The organism is Kineothrix sp. IPX-CK (assembly GCF_039134705.1).
Classification (GTDB): domain Bacteria; phylum Bacillota; class Clostridia; order Lachnospirales; family Lachnospiraceae; genus Kineothrix; species Kineothrix sedimenti.
Map to the genome: position 1 here is coordinate 4666796 of NZ_CP146256.1, position 21914 is coordinate 4688709.

Sequence of the window (21914 nt, forward strand, 5' to 3'; positions counted from 1 at the left end):
TTTCGTAGTCATTAGTGTTCATATCCGGTGTATATTGTCATTATGAGGCAGAATACCATCGCCCACGCCCAATATTTATGGTGCTTCATTTTTCTTCCTCCTTAGTAAAATAACAAATTATCCTCATTTCAAGCAACCGAAAGCTTTCCCTTTTCTTTCATTTTATTGCTTTATGTGGTAATATTTAAGTGTAATAAAAATTTAACAAACTTTTAATATAATAGATTACCGTTTACACAGCAGCTTAACACTTGCTGTTAGGCTGCGTAAGAACGTGATTGGGGAGAACTATTACAATGGGTGTAAGATTAAAAAATATTATAAAAAGTTTATTTAGAAAAATAGTCTTTCATTATAAAAAGCATCCAATACTTTTATGTCTGGTTCTTAGCTTTGCTGTTTTTACCGTTCCGGCCGTCTTGGTTTTTATCTCAGAGATATTAAATCATGGGGTAGATAAGGATGATTTGTACATGTATTTTATTATTTTTATCCTTATTTGGATATTCATTGCGGTACCCTTGGTGCTGACGATAATAAATATGGCTGCCTTGTTTTTTAAAAATCCCTCTTCGGAGCTTTCGAGAGGCAGCAGGAGAATTGAGGCACTCACCATTTTTCTTGGAATTGTTTATAGCGTCATCTATGCGGGTTCAGGTTTTTCTAATATAACCTTTAATGATTGGTGGATCGAGCTCTGGAATTTGGAAAAGCATTCTCCTATTCTTACGGAGGCCCTGCCTACCATATTAGCGATCATCGGCCTTTCTATGCTGGGATATATTATCGTTCGCTATGGCAGGCTGGAAAAACTACCGCCTTTAGTCCTTACCTTCTGTATTGCCGGCATGTATCTGGGAGCGGCACAGTGCGTTCTTTGGATTGTGCAAATATGGGAAATGGAATATGACAGCATATTTTTTAGTTTATTGCCGTTTAATTTTATTCTTATCGTATTTAAAACAATAAAGGAGCTTATATTCAGATGGCAGGAGCTTCAGGCTGCGGATGCAAGTCAGACAAAAGAATCCTTTTCTTTTATCCAGTCATGGCTGATGAATTCATCCAAATGGCCAGTCATAGGACTGATACTTATCCTTCCGCTTCTGGGAATTGTGATCGTGATCCTGATGCTGTTCGGACAGGCGCCGGACAGCTTTATAAAGGCCTGGACGGAGACAGCTGATTGGAGCTTGTCCAAAAGAATAGCTCCGCAGAACGTTATGTACGACGAACACTATTTATGCACGGTAGCAGCAGGCGGACATAAGAGGGTGGTGAAGCCTCTGCGGCTTGGAGTGAGGCACGGACATGAGGTCATCGTCAATAGACAGCTTTGCGTTGCTAATGCATTCGAGCAGATTCTTGAAGAAAGGACTCCTCGCTTGCACGCAGTGATAAGAGATGCTTACGATAAATATGGTTATCCGATTGCTAAGAATATCAAATCGCCGTTTATGGCAGATTTTATTTATTATGTTATGAAACCGGCAGAATGGTTTTTCCTGATGGTCATTTACCTTTGTGACAGCAAGCCGGAGAATAGAATTGCACTGCAGTATATTCCCAAACCTCATATGAGGTTTGAGGAAATAAATTAATAAATGGTAAGGAAGGGAAGAATTATGAAAAAATTATTGATGTTGCCTATAAGTTTGGCTTTGTGCCTCACACTAATAACGGGCTGCGGCAGCCAGGCGGGAGGTCCCTCGGAGGTCCAGCCGACGGAAACCTCCGGGGCGGAGAGCCAGGCTCCTGGAGAAGAGACTAAAGAGACTGCGGACATATCCGATACGACAGATACAGCGGTTCGGGTCATGGCACTGAAAGGGCCTACCGCTATGGGTTTAGTAGAGTTTATGAATGAAAGCGAATCCGGTGCTGTGAACGGGAACGATTATGAGTTCACCATCGCGGCTTCTGCGGATGAAGTAACTCCCAAGCTGGTCCAGGGTGAGGCGGACATTGCGGCAGTCCCCGCTAATCTGGCTTCGGTGCTTTATAACAATACGGAAGGCCAGGTACAGGTGTTGTCTATCAATACCTTAGGGGTGCTTTATATTGTGGATACGGGAGATACGGTACATTCGGCGGCGGATTTGAAAGGAAAAACCATATATGCCAGCGGAAAAGGCGCAACTCCGGAATATGCAATAGACTATATTCTTATGAAAAATGGAATAGACCCGGAAAAAGATGTAACGATAGAATGGAAGTCGGAACATGCGGAATGTGTGGCGGCGCTTGCGGCCTCCGAAGATGGAGGTATCGCTCTGCTCCCTCAGCCCTTCGTTACCATAGCGCAGACACAGGATGACAGAATACGTATTGCGCTTGATCTGACAGAGGAGTGGGACATGCTGCAAAAGGATGAGGAGACGCCCAGTGCCCTTCTTACCGGAGTCGTTGTAGCGAGAGCCGATTTCATAGAGGAGCATCCTGAGACAATAAGTGCTTTTATGGATTCCTATAAGAAATCTGTAGATTACGTAAATGGAAATATGGAGGAAGCAGCAAAGCTTATCGAGAAGTTCGATATCGTTCCTGCCGCTGTAGCACAAAAGGCGCTGCCGTATTGCAATATTACTTTTATCGAGGGAGCGGAAATGAAGGATAAACTTTCGGGATATCTGAGCGTATTGTTGGAACAGAATGAAAAGTCCGTGGGAGGAGAGATTCCGGCAGATGACTTTTACTATGAAAGACAAGGGAATTAAATCAAATATAAAAATATGGGCTGTTTTGCTATGGCTGCTCGTGTGGGAGATAGCGGCGCGTTCTATCGGGCAGGAGATACTTTTGGTATCTCCTGTTGTTGTATTGACTAAATTTCTGCAATTGTCCTTTACTTTCTCGTTCTGGCAATCCATTTTCTTTTCTCTCCTTCGTATCATCGGAGGATTTTTGTTAGCTTTATGTGCCGGAATGATATTGGCAGCAATCAGCTCTGTTCACAACTTTATCAAGGAACTGATACGACCTCTTATCGCGGTAATAAAGACAGTGCCCGTGGCATCCTTCATTATCCTCGTATTGATATGGGTGCCTTCCCGCAATTTATCGGTAGTTATTTCCTTTCTCATGGTACTGCCGGTGGTATATCATAATATTTCGGAGGGTATAGAGAGGATGGACCGGCAGCTTCTGGAAATGGCTCAGGTCTTTCAAGTACCTTATGGAAGGCGCCTCAGATATATATATCTTTCTCAGATCATGCCCTTTTTTAAGACGGCGGCCTCTCTGTCCCTGGGACTATGCTGGAAGGCGGGGATTGCAGCGGAGGTGATAGGCATTCCGAAAGGATCTATCGGAGAAAAGTTATATGAAGCGAAGATTTATTTGCAGACTCCGGATTTATTTGCATGGACACTCACCATTGTCCTTTTGAGTGTGAGTTTCGAGAAAATATTTCTACTTTTTGTGGATAAGTTGGTTAAAAAGATGGAGAGAGGTTGAAAACCCAAGGAGAACCATAAGAAATGGATATTGAAGTTATTAATGTATCAAAAAAGTACGGGGAGAAAGAAGTACTTCGTAACTTTTCCATCAAAATAAAAGAGGGAACAGTTACTTCTGTTATGGCGCCCTCCGGAGCAGGCAAGACAACGCTTCTCAGAATTCTGGCGGGGCTTGAGAAGGCGGATGAGGGAAGTGTTATAGGAATGGAAAACAAAAGGATCGGCATGGTCTTTCAAGAGGACAGACTTTGTGAAAATCTGAATGCAGTTTCCAATATTCGTCTGGTATGCGATAGCGGGATAACCGTGCGGCAGATCGAGGAAGAACTGCAAAGAGTAGGTCTTTCGGGAAGCGAAAGGCAGCCCGTCAGGGAATTATCCGGCGGTATGCGAAGACGAACCGCTCTGGTACGGGCCTTGCTGTCCCCTTATGATATTCTGATTCTGGATGAACCTTTTAAAGGGCTGGATGAACATAAAAAAAATGAAGTCATGAGCTATACCTTGGAAAAAAGTATGGGTAAGACGGTTATATTGGTGACCCACGATGAAAATGAAGCGAAATTTATGGATGGAAAAATAATATTTCTGAATAACGGAGATCATAGATTAATTTGAGGCTTTCGGAATCTTTTATTCTATAACGAAGCGGAGGAAAGTACATATAATAATATAACTTAAATATTAAGGATATATCTATGTTCTATATTACTTCCTCAGATAATGTAAAAATAGCAGTATATAATTATGATTGCGGCGGGACTCATACGGTTTTTCTTATTCACGGCTGGCCGCTCTCCCATAAAATCTACGAATATCAGGTAGAGAGATTAATTGCCTGTGGTTATCGGGTAGTGTCAATTGATTTAAGAGGCTTTGACAACTCTGATGCTCCGGCCTGCGGTTATTCCTATGATCGGATGGCAGCGGATATTTATGGAATTATTACGGCGCTTCGCCTTACGGATATTGTTTTGGTAGGATTCTCCATGGGCGGAGCGATCGCATTACGGTACATGAACATATATCAGGGATACGGAGTAAAGCAGTTGATTCTGTTAGCGGCAGCGGCTCCTTCATGGACGCAGCGCCCCGGTTATCCTTATGGACTTACAAGAAGTTATGTGGATGGATTAATTGAGCAGGTATGTACCGATAGGCCTAAGCTTGTTCATGAATTTACTCATAACCAGTTATTCGCGTGTCCTCAAAGCGAGGCAGCTAAAAATTGGTTTGAGGATATAGCGCTTTCCGCATCGGGAATCGGAACTTTGAAAACAGCAATTTCCCTTCGGGATGAGGACGGGAGAAAGGATCTGGCAGCAGTGTCTGTACCTACTGCAATTATACATGGCGCCAAGGATATTGTTGTATCCAATGATCTCGTGAGAATTCAGCATATGAGCATCCGAGGTTCCAAGCTGTATACTCTTGAAAATAGCGGACACGGAATCATGTATGATGAATTGGACAAATTTAACCGGATATTTATTAATGTAATTGAGGAGTTGCATCCAGCTTGACATTTGTATTAAAAGTATTCAAAATAAAAGAAATGGACATCTTAGGATTAGGACTGTTTTGCAAAGGAAAAGGTATTTGACATGAATTATATAGTGTTTGATTTAGAATGGAATCAAAGCAATACCGGAAAAGATGAAGAAGTAAAAACCGTCCCTTTTGAAATTATAGAAATTGGCGCTTTAAAACTGAACGACAATTTTGAAATTACCGGGGAGTTCAACCGGTTGATTAAGCCTCAGATATATCATGAAATGCACCATATTACTAGAAAATTGATACATTTGCAGATAGAAGAGCTGGAGAACGAGAGTTTTTTTATTGATGTCATACATGATTTTCTTACATGGTGCGGAACGGATTATATGTTTTGTACTTGGGGGCCTTTGGATTTGACTGAACTTCAGCGGAATATGCGCTATTACGATATACCACTGCTTTCGGACAGGCCGTTGAAATTTTATGACGTGCAAAAGCTATTCAGCATCGGCTTCGAGGACAAGAAGTCCAGAAGAACCTTGGAGTATGCTATCGATTTTCTGAATATAGGAAAGGACATTCCCTTTCACAGAGCTTTCAGCGATGCATATTATACTGCAAAAATACTGGCACATATCGACAAGGAACTGCTCAGCAATTTTTCCTTTGATGTTTTTGTGGCACCGGCGAGCAAGAAAGAAGAAGTGTATGCGGTATTTGATAATTATACAAAGTACATTTCCAGAGAATTCGACAGTAAGCAGGATGTGCTGGATGACAGGGAAATTATGAGTACCAAGTGCTATCTTTGCCGGAAGAATATCAAGCGTAAAATTAAGTGGTTTACTCCTAACGGAAAGCATTACTACAGTGTAGGCTATTGTAACAGCCACGGTTTCATGAAAGCAAAAGTGCGTATCAAGAAATCGGAGAACGATAAGATATATGCCATAAAGACCACGAAATTTATATCGGAAGAGGATGTGCTCGAAATCAAAGAGAAGCAGGGACGGGCCAGGCAGCAGAAAAAAGAAAGAAATAAGTACGGAAGGTAAACAAAATAATGATTCGGCAATTTGCACAATTTCAATTTCAATAGTGTGATACAAAATATAGTTCATTCGCAACACGCTCTCGCTTGGATGAAGTACGTAGTGGTACATAAGACCCTAAAATACAGGGTCTAAGTACCAACGACTTCATACAGTTGCTCATTGAACTATGTTTTGTATCACTATAGCCAAGTCTGTGTTTGTGCAAATTGCCGAAGCTAAGTTGTCTGTAAGGCTTTTGGAACTCTAATCTATAATGGGAAAGTGCTCCTGTTACATAAAAAATGGACGCGCAGCTGCTAAAAATCAAAATCTTTGTACTGGGAGCGCATTCTATTCTTTCGTCTGCTTTTTCTCCGCAGACGGCTTCTGCGCCTTTTTGCGAAACTGTAATTCTGTATGACAGATTTCACTACGAATAAGAGAATTAATATGCCCGCAACGATAAGAATAAAGGATAAGACCCTTTTCACATTGACAAATATAACATTCTCCTGAGGATCCTCACTGTCTGCTTCCGGCGCGTCGGAAGCGGTGCCTTCTATGGAGGTGTCGAAATCGTAAGAGGATTCCGTGTTAAGAGCGATATCCACAGTCGCGTTTCCTACGTATACGCCGTTATAAGTATAATCGATTTTGGCAATCTGGCTGTCGCTTTCGACATCATAAGAGATAGAAGATTGTGTATCCTGGAAAACTGCCGTCTTCGGAAGTACGATATAGCTGTCCTTGTTGAGGGACAGAACCGGTTTGGAGTTGCCGAAGATATCGTTGTCTGTCTGGAAAAAATCGGCGTTGTTTATATCATAGTTTGTCTCGTTCTCCGATACATTGACGATTTCAAAATTGCTGAAGCCGTATTGAAACAAATCTACCGTATCTGTAAACTGTTTGGGGGATTCCTCCTTCATAATAACACAGATGAGCTTCATGCCGTTTCGTTCCGCACAGCTTACAAGAGTCTGTCTGGAGTTATCTGTATAACCGGTCTTGCCGCCGATGATACCTTCACAGGGATATTCGTTATTCACAATCTTATGGTGCGTGCGAAGGATGAAGTCGTCGGGCTGGGTGGCGGTAGGTTCGAAATGATAAGAAGGCATACCTGATATTTTTGCCAGGAGTTCGTTCTTATAAAAAGCCCGGGCGATGGTGGCGAGGTCATAAGCGGAAGTATAATGGTCGTCGTCGTGCAGGCCGTTAGCATTGACAAAATGAGAATCGGTACAGCCTAGCTCTTTGGCCTTTTCATTCATCATTTCTGCAAAGCCCTCTATGCTGCCGCCCACATGCTCCGCAACCGCATTGGCAACCTCATTGGCTGACCCGATAAGGATTCCATATAAGCATTCCTCCATAGTAATAGACTGTCCTTCGTCCATACCCATATTCGAGCTTCCTCTGGGAATGGAGAAAACGGCGTTGCGGGAGAAGGTGACCATTTCGTCCAGAGAGGAATTCTCGGCTGCTATCAAGCAGGTAAGAATCTTGGTGGTGCTGGCGGGATATAATTGTTCATGAATGTTCTTGCTGTATAGGATTGTTCCCGTATTAGCTTCCATGACAATGGCCGATTCGGCGCCGATCTGAGGACCTGCGGGCCAGTTCTCTATTTCGTTGGACTGGATGGGAAGGGTTTTTCTATTCTCCATAGCCTGAGTAAGCTCGTCCAGACTAGCTGCCTGTACATATGCAGTATCTGCTGCAAAAGCGGAGGAAAATATGGCGGCCGACAGAGTAAAAAGACAGAGTTTTTTCTTTAATTTATGAAGATAAAAAGGCTTTTTATTAAGCCTGAAATGATTAAAAGACATAAAATGACACTCCTATTCAAAATTTAAACATTATTCTAATAATACACTATTTTATCTAAAAACCAAAGATAATTACAAAAAAATAATAATATTTAATAAATAAATCATCGCGTCCGGTTGGGGCTTTTCATTTATCGTTTTGTGGTGTAAAATGAAGCATAAGAAAATTAAGGAGCAGCTTTATGCGTTTACGGAATATATCAGGCTCGAGAGAAATTATCGGTGAAAGCGAATTCGTTATTAGGGAGCCGGAGAAGCAAAAGGGAAGCTGGCGGAGTGTCTTTGGTAATGACCGGCCCATACACATCGAAATAGGAATGGGAAAAGGCCGTTTTATCATGGATATGGCGAAGGCTTATCCGGACATTAATTATATCGGGATCGAAAAATATTCCAGTGTTTTGCTGCGAGCAATACAAAAGATGGAGCAGAAGGAAGCTCTGCCAAATATCCGTTTTGTACGGATGGATGCCGAGACCATTACGGAGGTCTTCCGGGAAAAGGAGGTGGAGAGGATTTATCTCAATTTTTCCGACCCGTGGCCCAAGGACAGACACGCTAAGCGCCGTCTGCCGTCTAAGGAATTCCTCGCACGCTATGATAAGATATTGGCAAAGGAAGGACATCTGGAATTCAAGACGGACAATAAGGATTTGTTCCTATTCGCCTTGGAGGAGTTGGAAAACGCCGGCTGGAGAGCAGAGAAGGTGACTTACGACCTGCACCGTGACGAGGAGATGATGCGGGGAAATATAATGACCGAATATGAAGATAAATTTTCTTCTTTAGGTAATCCTATTTATAAATATATTATTGTGAGATAGAAAGAGAGGTTTCATATGGAATACAAATTTACAACGGCAAATTTTGAGGAAGAGGTTCTGAAATCGGATGTTCCGGTATTGGTGGATTTTTTTGCAGATTGGTGCGGACCCTGTAAGATGATGGCTCCTGTGGTGGTGGAGCTTGCGAAAGAGCTGGAAGGGAAGGTAAAGATAGGTAAGTGCAATGTGGATGAGGAAATGGAGGTAGCACAGAAATATCGAGTGATGTCCATACCTACGTTTATCATATTTAAAGGGGGAGAAGCAGTAAGCGTAACCGTCGGAGGTGTATCTAAGGCGGATTTAGAGAATAAGCTGCAAGAGGCGCTGACGAAGTAATCGAAGTTTTAAATGTTAAGAACACTCGCTCAGCGGGTGTTTCTTGTTGTTTTCAGCCGGCAGGAAAGGCGTGGATATTTTAATGAGTGAGCATAGAAAAAAACGTGTGAGGTACAACAAGAAGCATGTAGCGGTGGTGGCCGGATCGGGAGCCGCTATCCTTCTTGTGCTGGTACTTGCTGTTATCTTGGTAAAGTCCGTATTTTTTGGAGAGAAAAAGGAGGATACGGAGGTGGCTGCCGTTCAGGTACTTGAGGAAACTCAGGAACCGGCCGAAGAGGAGCCCCTGAAGGAGGCAGAAGGAGAAGCTGATGCGGAGACAGAAGATTTGCATGTAGTCGCCGATGTAGCGGAGATGGACGATGATGAGGACCCTCAGGAAGCGGAAAGCATGGGTGAGGACGGCGCAGGAGCAGCGTCGGATATAAGTGCGGTGATTAAAGGGGCCAATGAAACAGGAGAGGTTTCCTATGGCATCGATGTGGCCAAATGGCAGGGAACCATAGACTGGCAGCAAGTAGCGGACTCCGGCGTAGAATTCGCTATTATCCGTGTGGGCTACCGTACCCAGAAAACGGGAATCATTATGGAGGATCCATTAGCAAAATATAATATGCAGCAGGCTAAAGAAGCAGGGCTTAAATTAGGTGTTTATTTTTTCTCAACAGCGATAACTCAGGAAGAGGCCAGAGAGGAAGCTGCATGGGTAACGAGCTTCATCGCCCAGTATCCCATCACCTATCCGGTAGTTTATAACTGCGAAGGTTTCCAGTCCTCGGAAAGCAGGCAGTACGGCTTGGAGAAAAGTGTAAGGAGCGACTGTGCGGCTGCATTCCTGGATTATGTACAGAGCAAGGGATATACTCCTATGTTCTACGCAGCGAAAAATGAGATGCAGGGAAATGCGCTGTGGGATACGGATGAGCTAAGCAGTAAGTACAAGATATGGGTATCTCAGTATCCTGAGCTTCCTTATCCTCAGACTGTCTCGTCCAGCTACAGCGGCACTCATGCTATGTGGCAGTACACTAGTCAGGGCACGGTGCCCGGTGTTCCAAAGGGCGTGGATATGAATGTGGCTTATTTCAGCTATAGTCAGGCGGCGGAGGCGGTGGATGACACTCCTTATGAAGCGGTAGAAGCAGACCCGGAGGCACTGCTGGATATGGCGGAAGTAAATGAGCAGGTAACCGCGAAAATAGAGACAAATCTTCGTTCAATACCGAGTACAGCCAGCGAAGATACAATCGTGGGAAAGTTGAAGAACAAAGAGGTGGTAACCAGAACCGGTATTTCTGCCAGCGGATGGTCAAGGCTTGAGTATAATGGGCAAAGGGTATATGCGGTGAGCAGCTATTTGACTACGGAGCTGGAATATGAGGCTCCGGCAGCAGCAGTACAGCCATCCTCCATTTACCAGCCGGTGAACGAGACGGTGACGGCTAAGAAGGTAACCAATCTAAGGAGCGCAGCCAGTTCGTCAAGTGATGATACGATAGTGGCGGTACTCCAGAACGGAGAAACGGTAACACGTACCGGAATCGGAAGCAACGGCTGGTCACAGGTAGATTATAACGGACAGACCTTGTATGCCATCAGCAGCTATCTGACTACCGATTTAGGATATGTACAGACGACTCCTGATACTTCCGTCTATACCGATGTCAACGAGCAGGTGACACCGAAGATTGAATGCAATCTGCGTACGGAACCGAGTACGGCAAACGAAGGTACGGTAGTGGCAACGATAAGGAATGGGGATGTTGTGACCAGAACAGGAATTAACCCGAATACGGGGTGGTCAAGACTGGACTATAACGGACAGACGGTATATGCGGTGAGCAGCTATCTGACACCGGTGCAGTAAAAAGATAAATTATTAATAATATTTGAGTTACTAACAAAGGAGCATTTGAATGTACAAATGCTCCTTTGTTTTTTATCTTATAGGAAAGTACGTCCTATAAGATAAAAGCGGTGCGCAGCTTCGCGCGCGGAACAAAAGCTGTGCTGCCGGCGTATTTAGCGCAAGAGTGTGCGAAGCACACTTTTGTTCTCTTATAGGAAAGGCCTTGCTATGGTAACGGGATAAGGTAATGATTCCTATAGAGCAAAAACTGCTTGTATCGGTCTGGTTTTAAGGATAATATTTTGGGCTGCCGTCAAACTCAAATTTGTTTAAATCACCCCGGTAATGAGCAAAGGCATAATCAATAATAACACCTTCCGACGTAGTAGATATGTTATGGAAGTAAAGCATAGGAGCATTTACCTTTACATTCAGCAGTTCAATATCTTCGGAAGTAGCATTCATTGCAGAAACAATGGTTTTTGTATTGGCAATCTGCGTTTCCGGATTGGTCATTAATAATTCATATAAAGAATAAGATTTGAAATCATAGCTCAGAATAAAAGAACATAAGTCATATGGTATATAATTTTGAAAAGTTACCATGGGAATATCATCGGCAAAGCGCCTTCTGAACATAGAGATGACTTTTTGGTCCGGCTTTAGATTCAATTTTTCGGCAATTTCCGATGTGGGAGTAACAACGCTTAGATCAATCAGTTCTGTCCGGGGCGTTTTTCCCAATCTTGAAATCTGCTGATAGAAAGGTTCGAAAGAACGAATGTAGCTGGAGTTCTGCTCCGGCTTCGTTACAAAGGTTCCTTTACTGGCTTTTCTTATCAGCCACCCTTCCTGAACGAGTTCCGATATAGCCTGTCTCACCGTAGAACGGCTGATGTGATAAAATTCTACCAATTCGCTTTCCGTAGGGATCGCATCTCCTACTGCAAAGCAGTTGTCTTTGATATCATTTAATAAAATTGTTTTTAGTTGAAAGTACAACGGAATCGGTGTACTTTTATCTATCTTCTTTTGGAATAGTTGCATGATTTTCCCCCTTAATAATTATTTGTTACTCATTTACATGTTTTATATGCTAATGATACATTGATAGTCCGTATAAAAATATAATTATGTTCGGATAATAAAACAATTAGCATATCAGTAATAAATATTATAGTAATCATATGATATAAAAATGAAAATTGCAAGAGAAAAAGATATGATTCAGAAATTTCGTACAAAATCATTCGATTAAAAAGCATCAAAAATTGGGCATTATATATAAAAATAAAATAATATATTGACTTTTTTTATCACATATGCAATTATAATAACATACCAATGTACGTACAATACAATAAAAAGAAATCAAAAATAATATTTAACCGAGAAAAGGATAACAACTTATCATGAAGATACTTTGTATAGGAATGATGGTATGCGACACATTGCTTTCTCCTGTGCCCTCCAATATTTTGGAGCTGGATAGTGTGAGCATCAATAAACCGTCCGTATGCTGCGGAGGAGATGCTTTAAATGTAGCAATTGGTCTTGCTAAATTAGATAATCCCGTATCAATAATAGGAAGGATCTCGAGTGATACAAATGGCAAGTTTATTCTGAATGAATGTAAGAAATATAACATTGATGTTTCCGGCGTAATTTATGATGAAGAGAGTGCCACTGCGGCTTCCTATGCGCTGATCGACGAAAAGGGAGAAAGACATTTCCTTTCGGAAAAATCTATTTTTGGAAGATTGCAGGGTAAAGATATTTCAGATAAGGCAATTGAGGATGCAGATATTATTTATATCGGTTCCGCCATGGCTCTACGTAAAATGGACGAGGAAGGCATACACAGCGTATTCTCGAGAGCACACGGGCAAGGGAAAATAACCGTTATGGATGCGGCCATCAACAGAGAGGATCCCCACAGGGATTGGCTGAAATATTTGGCTCCGGCCTTTATGGAGACAGATGTGTTTTTTCCCAGCATCGATGAAGCGATTAAAATAACCGGGGAAACAAATCCAGAAAAAATAGCAGAATATTTCAGGCCGTTTTCTATAAAAATATTTGGAATTAAATTAGGAGCCTCAGGCTGTTTTGTCACGGATTTTAAGCATAAAAGATTTATTAGATGTCCGGAAAATATGCCGGTAGTTGATACGACCGGCGCAGGGGACTCTTTTATGGCAGGTCTGGTAAGCGGCCTGGCAAGAGGCTTCGATGTTTTTTCCAGCACTCAGCTTGCCGTAAGCGTTGCGACTAAAAATGTAGGTGCCGTAGGAGGAACGGCAGGAATCCCCAATTTTGAAGAAGCTTATCTTTTTTACAAAGAAAACTATCAATAAAATGTCGCTGCACAATTTAGTTATTATCAAGCTTAATAAAATAATAAGCTTGAAAAATAAATGCTCACTAACATATTTACGGATTCACACACACTATATAAAATCCGTAAGAAGAAAGGATGAAAGTTATGAAATTTGCACCAATGAAAGAAATTCTCAAATTAGCGGAGGAACAAAAAGTTGCATACGGCGCGTTTGTAACAGTTTCTTATGAGACTGCACTGGCGGCTATCGAGGCAGGATCCGAACTCAATTGCCCGGTAATCTTTATTACCGGAACAGATTGCTGTGATCTAATGGGAGGATTCGAAGGAACGGTAGAGACCGTAAAAAGAGCTGCGGCAAATTCAAAAGTGCCTATTGCGCTTCATTTAGACCATTGCCGTACCTATGAAGAATGCGTACAGGCTATTCAGGCGGGATATTCTTCCGTTATGATCGATGGCTCGTCCCTTCCGTTTGAAGAGAACATAGCGCTCACCAAAAAAGTAGTGGATTATGCGCACACATTAGGTATTACAGTAGAGGGAGAACTGGGAAAACTTGTAGGTGAAGAAGGAAACTTAGTGGTAAAGGGTCCGGAAGGCGCACAGACCGATCCGCAGGAAGCAAAGGAATTCGTGGAAAGGACAGGCGTCGATTGCCTGGCAGTCAGCATCGGAACACAGCATGGACATTACATAGCAGCGCCTCAGTTGAACATAGAAAGGCTGAAAGCGATCCAGGAAGTAGTCGAAGTACCTCTTGTATTGCATGGAGGCTCCGGAACGCCTATCGATCAGGTACAGGAATCCATACGTAACGGTATCCGGAAGATCAATGTGGCTACGGACGTTCTTACAGCGGTGGCCAATTCTTTTGAAGAACTGAAGAAACAGCCCGGATTCAAATATAATACGGCAATGTTCATTAATTCTAAAAATGCGGCAAAAGAGCTTATTAAAGGCAAGATGAAGGATTTCAGATTCGAGAAGTGATCCCAATGATATTATGCCTTGAAAAGGGTATTATATAAAACTATAATTGCTAGTTAATTTAAAATGGAGGACAGGTTATATGAAAAAGAGAATGGTAAGTGTATTATTGGCAGCAGTTATGACGTTATCTTTAATGGCATGCGGTGCAAAAGAAACCGCACAGGAAGCACCTGCGGCAGAGACTCCCGCTTCTGCTAAGGAGGAGCCGGAAGAAGAGGCGCAGGAGGAGGAGCCTGCGGCAGAAACAGCCTCTGATGTAAAATCCACTGTTATTTGGAGGGCGTTTGATGACCAGTTCCAAAGCGGCTTTAGAATCATCATGCAGAACGAAGAAGAAAAAATAGGCGGTATCACTCTTGATATGCAGGATGCAGCAAATGACGTTTCCACAGCAATCAGTAAGCTTGAGGCGGCTTTGACGAAAGGTACCGATGTTGTTGCTATCTGTGCACCTGATCGTGAAAGTACGGAGACTATGGCTCAGAAGACGAACGAAGAAGGGGTGCCGGCAGTATTTTTTAACATGGAACCTATGGAGACGACTATGCAGACCTATGACAATATTTATTATGTAGGCGCTCAGGCTAAGGAGTCAGGTGAAATGTGTGCGCAGGCATTAATAAATTACTGGAACAGCAATAAAGAAGTTGCAGATAAGAATAAGGACGGAGTTCTTCAGCTCGTTATTTTGCAGGGAGAAATCGGGCAGCAGGACGTTGTGCTTCGTACCCAGGCTTATGAGGAAACTTTAAAAGCACAGGGTATTGATTATGAAGTACTGGCGATGGATACAGCCAACTGGGATCAGGCACAGGCGCTGGATAAGATGAATGCATGGATTACAGCTTATGGAATTGACGGAATAGAAGGTGTTCTTTGCAATAATGATAATATGGCAATGGGTGCAATGCAGGCATGTATCAATAATGGATATAATAATGGCGATGCGGACAAATTTGTTCCTATCGTAGGAATCGATGCAAATATCGATGCGTTGGAAGTAATGAAAGCGGACTCTTTATTGGGAACGGTACTTAATGACAGATTAAGTCAGTCTGATGCTATTATCAATGTAATCAAAGCTGCAAAAGAAGGTAAAGAGGTTACGGAAGAAGTGGTGGGAGTTGATTGCACGGTTGATGGAAAATATGTATGGGTTCCTTACGTAATTGTAGATTCGAGCAACCTGGATTCCACATTGGAACTTATGAGTTCTATTTCACAGTAAAACGTGCCGTCAGATCATTGATTTGTTTGAAAGGGTGCCGGATAGTCATAAGGCTTCCGGTCACCCTTCCTATAATTTAGCAAGGGAGGATTATTACTTTGGAAAAGTACCGATTGAAAGTAAGTAATATGTCAAAATCTTTTCCGGGCGTAAAGGCGCTGAATAATGTACAGCTGGCAGTAAGACCGGGTTCGGTGCATGCTTTAATCGGAGAAAACGGTGCCGGTAAATCAACATTGATGAAATGCCTGTTCGGATTGTATCATCCGGAGGAAGGGACGATAGAGCTGGACGGCGAAAAAGTGAATATCACAGATCCGAATACTGCTTTGAAATTAGGCATCTCCATGATACATCAGGAATTGAATCCGATTCCTTACCGCAATGTGATAGACAATATGTGGGTGGGAAGATTTGAGAAAAAAGGGCCCATTGTAGATGAAGAACGGATGAAAGCAAAGACAGAAGAGCTGCTTCAGGATTTGGAGTTTGATATTCCGGCAGAGACACTGGCAAAGGATTTATCCGTTTCTCAGATGCAGGCAATAGAAATAGCCAAAGCGGTATCTTATGATGCCAAAGTTATCATAATGGACGAACCGACCTCTTCTTTGACAGTTGCGGAGACGAAACATCTTTTTCACATTATCAACCGTCTGAAGGCAGAAGGGCGTTCTATTATATATATATCCCATAAGCTGGAAGAAATATTTGAAATTGCAGATGAAATAACAGTAATGCGCGACGGACAATACGTAGGAAGATGGGATATCGAGGATATAACCATCGATGAATTAATTCATCAGATGGTGGGACGTAATATGGAAGAACGGTTTCCTCCTTCCGAGGATACCATACAGGATAAGGTGCTTTTAAAGGTTGAGAATCTGACGAGTGCCGAGGAACATTCATTTGAACATATCAGCTTTGAACTTTATAAAGGAGAAATATTGGGGATCGGCGGTTTGGTAGGTGCCCAGAGAACGGAGCTGGTGGAAGCTATTTTCGGGCTCAGAAAGATTATCTCTGGAACGCTTACTATGGACGGTAAGACAATCCAGAATAATACACCGCAGGATGCCATTAAGAACAAATTTGCATTGCTGACCGAAGAGAGGCGTTCCACAGGAATTATTCCCATGCTTTCCGTATGGGATAATACTCTGGCAGTTGCATATAAAAAGCTGGCTGATAATATTATCGGATATATTAATAAACAAAAAATAGAAAAAGATGTGGACAGAGTATGTAAAGACTTAGATGTCAGGATGGCGGGCACGGAAACATTGATTAAAAATCTGTCCGGAGGGAATCAGCAAAAAGTCCTGGTAGGAAGGTGGCTGCTTTCAGACTGCGATATCCTTATTCTGGACGAGCCCACAAGAGGTGTGGATGTAGGCGCGAAATATGAAATTTATAGAATTATGAGAGATCTCATAAAAAAAGGAAAAGCGATCATCATGGTATCTTCAGAAATGCCGGAGCTTCTTGGCATGTCGGATACTATCATGATTATGTGTGAAGGAAAGCTATCCGGAGTATTAAAGCAAAGCGAGGCAACTCAGGTGGAAGTAATGAAGTATGCAACAAAGTTTTCTAATAAGGCAAAAGAGGAGGCTTCCGAATGAAAACTATAAACATCAAAAAAATCTTGGTCGATAAGGCACTTGTTATCGTGCTGCTATTTATGATTATTGGAATTATTATTATAGAACCTTCTTTTTTGCAGTGGCGTGTGTTCACTGATATTATCACACAGTCGGCAGTAAAGATGATTTGTGCGCTGGGTCTTATGTTTCCGCTTTTGATTGGAGGAACGGATCTTGCGGGAGGCAGGCAGGTAGGTCTGGCGGCAGTGCTGGTTGCATCCATGTCCCAGATGAGTACCTACTCGAACAGATTTTGGCCCAATCTTCCCGAACTCCCCATTATTATTCCCATGCTTGTAGCCATTGCGGCAGTAGCAGCCATCGGTGCAATAAACGGATTTATGGTTTCCAGATTAAAGATGGCTCCCTTCATTGCAACATTTGGTATGTCTACTATCGTATACGGTATTAACTGTCTTTATTTTGCCAAAAAGCCTAATAACTCACAGCCTATAGGCGGAATCCGGGAAGATTTAAGATTTTTGAGCAGCTATAAAATATTTGACCAGGTCAGCTTGCTTGTTGCCATTGCGATTGCAGCCGTAGTTATCGTATGGTTTGTGCTGAATAAGACAGTATTCGGAAAAAATATTTATATCGTAGGCGGCAATGCAGATGCGGCCAGAGTATCAGGTGTCAACGTAGGAAAAGTGATCATGGCGGTCTTCATTATTGAAAGCTGCCTTGTAGGACTTGCAGGTATCATGGAGGTGGCAAGGACCGGCGGCGCTAACAGCTCCTATGGTATGGCGTATGAATTCGATGCGATTTCATCCTGCGTGGTCGGCGGTGTATCTTTAAGCGGCGGAATAGGAAAAGTATCCGGTGCGGCCATAGGTGTGATCATTTTTACATTTATCAGTTATGGTCTGGCTTTTATCGGAGTAAACTCGAATTGGCAGTTAATTATCAAGGGTATTATAATTTGCAGTGCGGTTGCTCTGGATATGAGAAAAAATGCTTAACAAGAAAGGAACTAATAGAAATGAAAAGAGTAAAGTTATCGGATAAGCTGTCTCTTTCCGCGATTGTGCAGGGATTCTGGAGACTGGAAGACTGGAATATGACGGCAAAGGAATTGACAGATTATATGAACGCCTGCATAGAAAAAGGAGTAACTACTTTTGATACGGCGGAGATTTATTCGGCTACTCTGTGTGAGAAGTTAATGGGAGAAGCTTTTGAAGAGGATAAAACGATCAGGGACAGAATAGAGCTTGTCTCCAAGACAGGTATATTCCAACAGGAAATTAACGGAAGTACTTTTGGATATTATGATACTACTTATGATAGAATCATCCGTTCCTGTAAAGAAAGCCTGCAGCGTCTTAAGACGGATCATCTCGATCTGTACTTAATTCACAGAGAGGATCCCTGCTTTGATCCGTGGGAAACGGCAAGGGCATTAAAAGACTTAAAAAAAGCAGGAATGGTAAAAGAAGTCGGTGTATCCAATTTTGATCCCTTCAAGTTCGATGCTTTGAACAAAGCGATGGATGGTGAACTTGTAACCAATCAAATCGAATGGAATCCGGTATGCTTTGAACATTTTGAGAGCGGTATGATGGATTATCTGGCATTACATAAGGTTCATCCTATGATTTGGTCACCGCTTGCAGGAGGAAGACTTTTTAAAGGAAAAGACTCTCATTGTGAAAAAGCAATGGAGAAAATAAGGGAAATTGCAGCAAGGCACGGGGAAGAACCGGATACGATCATCTATGCATGGCTGATGTATCATCCGGTGAAAGCGATGCCGCTTTTGGGAAGTAATAAACTGAACAGGCTTGACCTTGCGATAAAAGCACTGGATGTGAAGCTTGAACATTATGAATGGTATGAAATATATGTGGCAAGCGGCCAACAGGTTTTAAGATAATTCTGAAGTGAGAATTCCGTAAAGGAGTTCTCATTTTTTACAATTTAATTTCATACGTAAAAGATATGTAAACATTCAAAATAATAAAAACAACGCTAAAATTATATGATAAAATGAAAAAGTAAAAATAGATGAATTATTTTATTTATGAGGAGGACAAAAGATGAAATCGATTAAAACGAAGATGTTGATCACTATTTTACCGATTATTATTTTATCCATGATTTTTCTTACTTTTAGCAGTGCAAATGCCAGTAAAAAAAGTATTTTAAAACAAACAGGGAACTTGATGTCGTCCGAATTAAATGGAGAAATTACAAATATTTCCAGAGAAATAAGGGAAGTAGAAATGATGGCGGATATGATTTCCTCAACAGTATCCAATACATATCAGACTACGAAGCTGAAAGAATATGAAAAGGTTTTGGGAGAGATTATATATACCAATGATCTGGCAATGGGGAGCGGTATTTGGTTTGAGCCGTATCAGTTTGACAAAGCCCAGAAATACGTGGGTCCTTATATTTACAAGGACGGGGAACAGCCGGCGGTGACTTATGATTACAGCAATGCAGAGTATGATTATTTCAGCTATGAGTGGTATCAGAATGCGGTGAAATCCCAGGGCGAACCGGTATTTACGGAACCTTATTATGATGAAACATTAGGAGTTACTATGTCTTCATGTACTGTGCCGGTGAAAAATCAAGAAGGCAGTTTTATCGGAGCGATTACGGTAGATATTGAACTTACGACAATTCAAAATCTGGTAAACGGTATTCAGGTAGGAGAAAGAGGAAAGGCCCTTCTGCTAGGGGCGGATGGAAGTTATCTTTCCTGTCCTGACAGCGAAAAGATAATGAAGCAGAAGATTCAGGAAGAAGAGAATGCGTCTCTCGCAGAACTTGGCAGCCAGATCCTGCAGCAGAAGGAAGGAAGCGGTTCCTATACCGATGGCAGTGAAACATATCAAGTATATTTTAAGACTTTACCTGAATTGAATTGGATGCTGATCATTGAAATTCCTGAAAGTGAGCTGAATGCTCCGGTCCAGGCACTTACTATACAGATGGCAGGAATCAGCACAGGGTCTATTATCCTATGTTTTGCCGTTGTTTTGTATATGGTTGGAAGACTTAGCTCTAACTTAAAGAAGGTAAACCATTTTGCAGGAATTTTATCAAAAGGCGATCTTACTGTAAATGATTTAAAAATAAAGGGGAAAGATGAACTGAAGCAAATGAGTGATTCTTTAAACGAAATGTTTGTAAATAATAAGCTCATTATTGGGCATATTGCGCAGAATTCCGAGACGCTGAATGGATCCAGCGGCAACCTGACACAGGCGGCCGGAGAGCTTACGATACAATTTAATAATATAGCCGGTATTATGAATAAGGTCAATGAAGATATGATGTCATCCAGCGCCGCTACGGAGGAAGTAAATGCATCGGTAGAGGAAGTGAATTCTTCCGCTAATTTGCTGCTTGATGAGACGGGAAGAAGCAATGAGCTGGCCGCGGAAATCGGTAAACGCGCGACAGAGGTTAAGATGAACAGCAGAAATTCATATGAAAAGGCAGCTGATCTGACAAAGGTTTATGAAAATGAGCTTGCACAGAGCATGAGCAATGCAAAGATCGTGGAATCCGTGAGCCTGCTTGCCGATGTGATTTCAGAAATTGCCGATCAAATTAATTTACTATCTCTTAATGCTTCCATAGAAGCGGCGCGGGCGGGAGAACAGGGAAGAGGATTCGCGGTCGTAGCAGGAGAAATTGGCAAGCTGGCGGGGCAGACGGCTTCTGCAGTCAATGAGATTAAGGAAACCACCGGAAAAATTGAAGATGCCTTTGGATTATTGATTCATACGGCAAAGGAGCTTCTGGGATTCATTACGGAGACGGTATCCCCAGACTATGAAGCCTTCGTCCATACAGCAATACAGTATGAGTCGGATGCGGAGACGATCAAGGACTTCTCAGAAAAAATATCGGAGATGTCCAGGGGAATAGAACATGTTATAAACGAAGTGAGTCAGGCGGTGCAAAGCATAGCTTACTCCACTCAAAGTACCTCCGATAATAGCAGCAAAATTATAGAATCCATCCTTGTTATGGAAAAGACAGTGACCGAAGTAGGGGATATGTCCACGGAACAGAATGAGATATCTAAACAGCTATATGATGTGGTGAATAAGTTTAAATTATAGAGAAAGAAGGGCTGCCAAGAGGCAGCCCTTTGCCAATCAGGCTATTAGGCTAGTGTGCTGGCACGCTGACATCTTGTCTAATAACTTGCCTGAATTTCCATCTGCTTCGTTGGCGTCAATCGACGTAGCCACCGCTACGCCTCATTCCTCCGCCTTGCAGACGGAAAATTCATTCTGCGTCATTAGCCCAAGTGCCAACGTGTCAGCACACTAGTTATACTGTAGCAGAGTTGAGCAGATGTTTAGAAAGCCTGTTTATTTCTTTCACTGCTGCTTCTGAAAGTCGATTTGCCTCCGCTTCGCTGATTTTATATTCCGAAGTATCGTTTCGAGTCGGCTTTGAACCTTTGGAAATCAAAGTCTTTATATGCCGATCGAGCAGGATAACAGGTTTTTTTCCTGTTCGTTTCAAAAGCTCTCTGTGCAGTGTTTTATTTTCACCATCTGCCCCGCCGCTGATGGAAAGAAAACCATATGCTTGCGGATTGGATTTTAAATAGCGTAAAAATGCTCTGATCGGTGAAGCTACATGCCCCATCCAGACAGGACCGCAAAAAAGGATTAAGTCATACTGAGTGATCACGTCCGTAGCAGGCCGTACCTCCGGTGTCCGGGCAAAAAGCATATCCATTATGATAGTCCGCATTGTCACAGGCCTTTGTGCTGTGATCTTAATATGCTTTGCTGATAGGCCCTTTGCCACGAATTCGGCAAGCATATCATTGTTGCCGGTGTAAGAATAAGAAATAACTGCAATATTCATGAAATATCTCCCC

At 42.3% G+C, this 21914-nt stretch carries 19 protein-coding genes; 16 read left to right on the forward strand and 3 right to left on the reverse strand.

The window, feature by feature from the left end; all coding sequences use genetic code 11:
* The first annotated feature begins 296 nt into the window (after positions 1–296).
* From V6984_RS22020 to V6984_RS22045, 6 genes are all read left to right on the forward strand, one after another.
* Positions 297–1601, forward strand: coding sequence for a DUF6688 domain-containing protein (locus V6984_RS22020; RefSeq protein ID WP_342757736.1), 1305 nt, complete (start codon positions 297–299; stop codon positions 1599–1601).
* A 24-nt stretch (positions 1602–1625) separates the two neighbouring features.
* Positions 1626–2717: an ABC transporter substrate-binding protein gene (locus V6984_RS22025; RefSeq protein ID WP_342757737.1), complete on the forward strand. Its 1092-nt coding sequence runs from the start codon at positions 1626–1628 to the stop codon at positions 2715–2717.
* Positions 2698–3456 (forward strand): ABC transporter permease, encoded by a 759-nt coding sequence (locus V6984_RS22030; protein ID WP_342757738.1) that lies wholly within the window; start codon positions 2698–2700, stop codon positions 3454–3456. The genes V6984_RS22025 and V6984_RS22030 overlap by 20 nt, the downstream gene beginning before the upstream one ends.
* Before the next feature lie 23 nt (positions 3457–3479).
* Positions 3480–4076: an ATP-binding cassette domain-containing protein gene (locus V6984_RS22035; RefSeq protein WP_342757739.1), complete on the forward strand. Its 597-nt coding sequence runs from the start codon at positions 3480–3482 to the stop codon at positions 4074–4076.
* 80 nt (positions 4077–4156) lie between these two features.
* Positions 4157–4981: an alpha/beta hydrolase gene (locus V6984_RS22040; RefSeq protein WP_342757740.1), complete on the forward strand. Its 825-nt coding sequence runs from the start codon at positions 4157–4159 to the stop codon at positions 4979–4981.
* An 81-nt stretch (positions 4982–5062) separates the two neighbouring features.
* Entirely contained in the window at positions 5063–6013 is a 951-nt protein-coding gene (locus V6984_RS22045) for a 3'-5' exonuclease (protein WP_342757741.1), read from the forward strand.
* A 296-nt stretch (positions 6014–6309) separates the two neighbouring features.
* Here the strand turns inward: V6984_RS22045 and V6984_RS22050 are convergent, their stop codons facing one another.
* The gene (locus V6984_RS22050; RefSeq protein ID WP_342757742.1) at positions 6310–7824 is read right to left on the reverse strand and encodes a D-alanyl-D-alanine carboxypeptidase family protein; all 1515 of its coding nucleotides are present in this window, start codon (positions 7822–7824) and stop codon (positions 6310–6312) included.
* A gap of 182 nt (positions 7825–8006) precedes the next feature.
* Between V6984_RS22050 and trmB the strand changes: the two genes are divergently transcribed.
* The 3 genes from trmB (at position 8007) to V6984_RS22065 (ending at position 10854) form a co-directional block, all read left to right on the forward strand.
* Entirely contained in the window at positions 8007–8648 is a 642-nt protein-coding gene (gene trmB / locus V6984_RS22055) for a tRNA (guanosine(46)-N7)-methyltransferase TrmB (RefSeq protein WP_342757743.1), read from the forward strand.
* 15 nt (positions 8649–8663) lie between these two features.
* Entirely contained in the window at positions 8664–8987 is a 324-nt protein-coding gene (trxA, locus tag V6984_RS22060) for a thioredoxin (protein WP_342757744.1), read from the forward strand.
* Positions 8988–9057: 70 nt separating this feature from the next.
* Positions 9058–10854 carry a GH25 family lysozyme gene (locus tag V6984_RS22065; protein ID WP_342757745.1) on the forward strand — a complete coding sequence of 599 codons (1797 nt, stop codon included), beginning with the start codon at positions 9058–9060 and terminating at the stop codon, positions 10852–10854.
* Between the two features lie 270 nt (positions 10855–11124).
* On the opposite strand, the gene V6984_RS22070 is transcribed toward V6984_RS22065, so the two are convergent.
* Positions 11125–11883: a GntR family transcriptional regulator gene (locus tag V6984_RS22070; RefSeq protein ID WP_342757746.1), complete on the reverse strand. Its 759-nt coding sequence runs from the start codon at positions 11881–11883 to the stop codon at positions 11125–11127.
* A gap of 365 nt (positions 11884–12248) precedes the next feature.
* On the opposite strand from V6984_RS22070, the gene V6984_RS22075 reads away from it, so the two are divergent.
* From V6984_RS22075 to V6984_RS22105, 7 genes are all read left to right on the forward strand, one after another.
* Positions 12249–13193: a sugar kinase gene (locus V6984_RS22075; RefSeq protein ID WP_342757747.1), complete on the forward strand. Its 945-nt coding sequence runs from the start codon at positions 12249–12251 to the stop codon at positions 13191–13193.
* A gap of 128 nt (positions 13194–13321) precedes the next feature.
* Positions 13322–14170: a class II fructose-bisphosphate aldolase gene (locus V6984_RS22080; protein WP_342757748.1), complete on the forward strand. Its 849-nt coding sequence runs from the start codon at positions 13322–13324 to the stop codon at positions 14168–14170.
* 79 nt (positions 14171–14249) lie between these two features.
* Entirely contained in the window at positions 14250–15398 is a 1149-nt protein-coding gene (locus V6984_RS22085) for a galactose ABC transporter substrate-binding protein (RefSeq protein ID WP_342757749.1), read from the forward strand.
* Positions 15399–15496: 98 nt separating this feature from the next.
* Positions 15497–17026 (forward strand): sugar ABC transporter ATP-binding protein, encoded by a 1530-nt coding sequence (locus tag V6984_RS22090; RefSeq protein WP_342757750.1) that lies wholly within the window; start codon positions 15497–15499, stop codon positions 17024–17026.
* A complete protein-coding gene (locus V6984_RS22095) occupies positions 17023–18012 on the forward strand; it encodes an ABC transporter permease subunit (protein WP_342757751.1) in 990 nt (329 codons plus the stop codon). Before V6984_RS22090 ends, V6984_RS22095 begins: the two co-directional genes overlap by 4 nt.
* Before the next feature lie 20 nt (positions 18013–18032).
* Positions 18033–18926, forward strand: a complete 894-nt coding sequence (locus tag V6984_RS22100) for an aldo/keto reductase (protein ID WP_342757752.1) — start codon at positions 18033–18035, stop codon at positions 18924–18926.
* A gap of 163 nt (positions 18927–19089) precedes the next feature.
* Positions 19090–21138 (forward strand): methyl-accepting chemotaxis protein, encoded by a 2049-nt coding sequence (locus V6984_RS22105; protein WP_342757753.1) that lies wholly within the window; start codon positions 19090–19092, stop codon positions 21136–21138.
* A gap of 214 nt (positions 21139–21352) precedes the next feature.
* On the opposite strand, the gene V6984_RS22110 is transcribed toward V6984_RS22105, so the two are convergent.
* Complete coding sequence (locus tag V6984_RS22110) at positions 21353–21901, reverse strand: hypothetical protein (RefSeq protein WP_342757754.1); 549 nt, start codon at positions 21899–21901, stop codon at positions 21353–21355.
* Positions 21902–21914 lie beyond the last annotated feature (13 nt).

What these genes read in the sequence shown, in the direction of transcription:
- V6984_RS22105 (WP_342757753.1), top strand. Translation starts at nt 19,090, where the DNA reads ATGAAATCGATTAAAACGAAGATGTTGATCACTATTTTACCGATTATT.
- V6984_RS22050 (WP_342757742.1), bottom strand. Translation starts at nt 7,824, where the DNA reads ATGTCTTTTAATCATTTCAGGCTTAATAAAAAGCCTTTTTATCTTCAT.
- V6984_RS22030 (WP_342757738.1), top strand. Translation starts at nt 2,698, where the DNA reads ATGAAAGACAAGGGAATTAAATCAAATATAAAAATATGGGCTGTTTTG.
- V6984_RS22025 (WP_342757737.1), top strand. Translation starts at nt 1,626, where the DNA reads ATGAAAAAATTATTGATGTTGCCTATAAGTTTGGCTTTGTGCCTCACA.
- V6984_RS22095 (WP_342757751.1), top strand. Translation starts at nt 17,023, where the DNA reads ATGAAAACTATAAACATCAAAAAAATCTTGGTCGATAAGGCACTTGTT.
- trmB (WP_342757743.1), top strand. Translation starts at nt 8,007, where the DNA reads ATGCGTTTACGGAATATATCAGGCTCGAGAGAAATTATCGGTGAAAGC.
- V6984_RS22085 (WP_342757749.1), top strand. Translation starts at nt 14,250, where the DNA reads ATGAAAAAGAGAATGGTAAGTGTATTATTGGCAGCAGTTATGACGTTA.
- V6984_RS22040 (WP_342757740.1), top strand. Translation starts at nt 4,157, where the DNA reads ATGTTCTATATTACTTCCTCAGATAATGTAAAAATAGCAGTATATAAT.
- V6984_RS22020 (WP_342757736.1), top strand. Translation starts at nt 297, where the DNA reads ATGGGTGTAAGATTAAAAAATATTATAAAAAGTTTATTTAGAAAAATA.
- V6984_RS22075 (WP_342757747.1), top strand. Translation starts at nt 12,249, where the DNA reads ATGAAGATACTTTGTATAGGAATGATGGTATGCGACACATTGCTTTCT.
- V6984_RS22045 (WP_342757741.1), top strand. Translation starts at nt 5,063, where the DNA reads ATGAATTATATAGTGTTTGATTTAGAATGGAATCAAAGCAATACCGGA.
- V6984_RS22070 (WP_342757746.1), bottom strand. Translation starts at nt 11,883, where the DNA reads ATGCAACTATTCCAAAAGAAGATAGATAAAAGTACACCGATTCCGTTG.
- V6984_RS22035 (WP_342757739.1), top strand. Translation starts at nt 3,480, where the DNA reads ATGGATATTGAAGTTATTAATGTATCAAAAAAGTACGGGGAGAAAGAA.
- V6984_RS22110 (WP_342757754.1), bottom strand. Translation starts at nt 21,901, where the DNA reads ATGAATATTGCAGTTATTTCTTATTCTTACACCGGCAACAATGATATG.
- V6984_RS22080 (WP_342757748.1), top strand. Translation starts at nt 13,322, where the DNA reads ATGAAATTTGCACCAATGAAAGAAATTCTCAAATTAGCGGAGGAACAA.
- V6984_RS22100 (WP_342757752.1), top strand. Translation starts at nt 18,033, where the DNA reads ATGAAAAGAGTAAAGTTATCGGATAAGCTGTCTCTTTCCGCGATTGTG.
- trxA (WP_342757744.1), top strand. Translation starts at nt 8,664, where the DNA reads ATGGAATACAAATTTACAACGGCAAATTTTGAGGAAGAGGTTCTGAAA.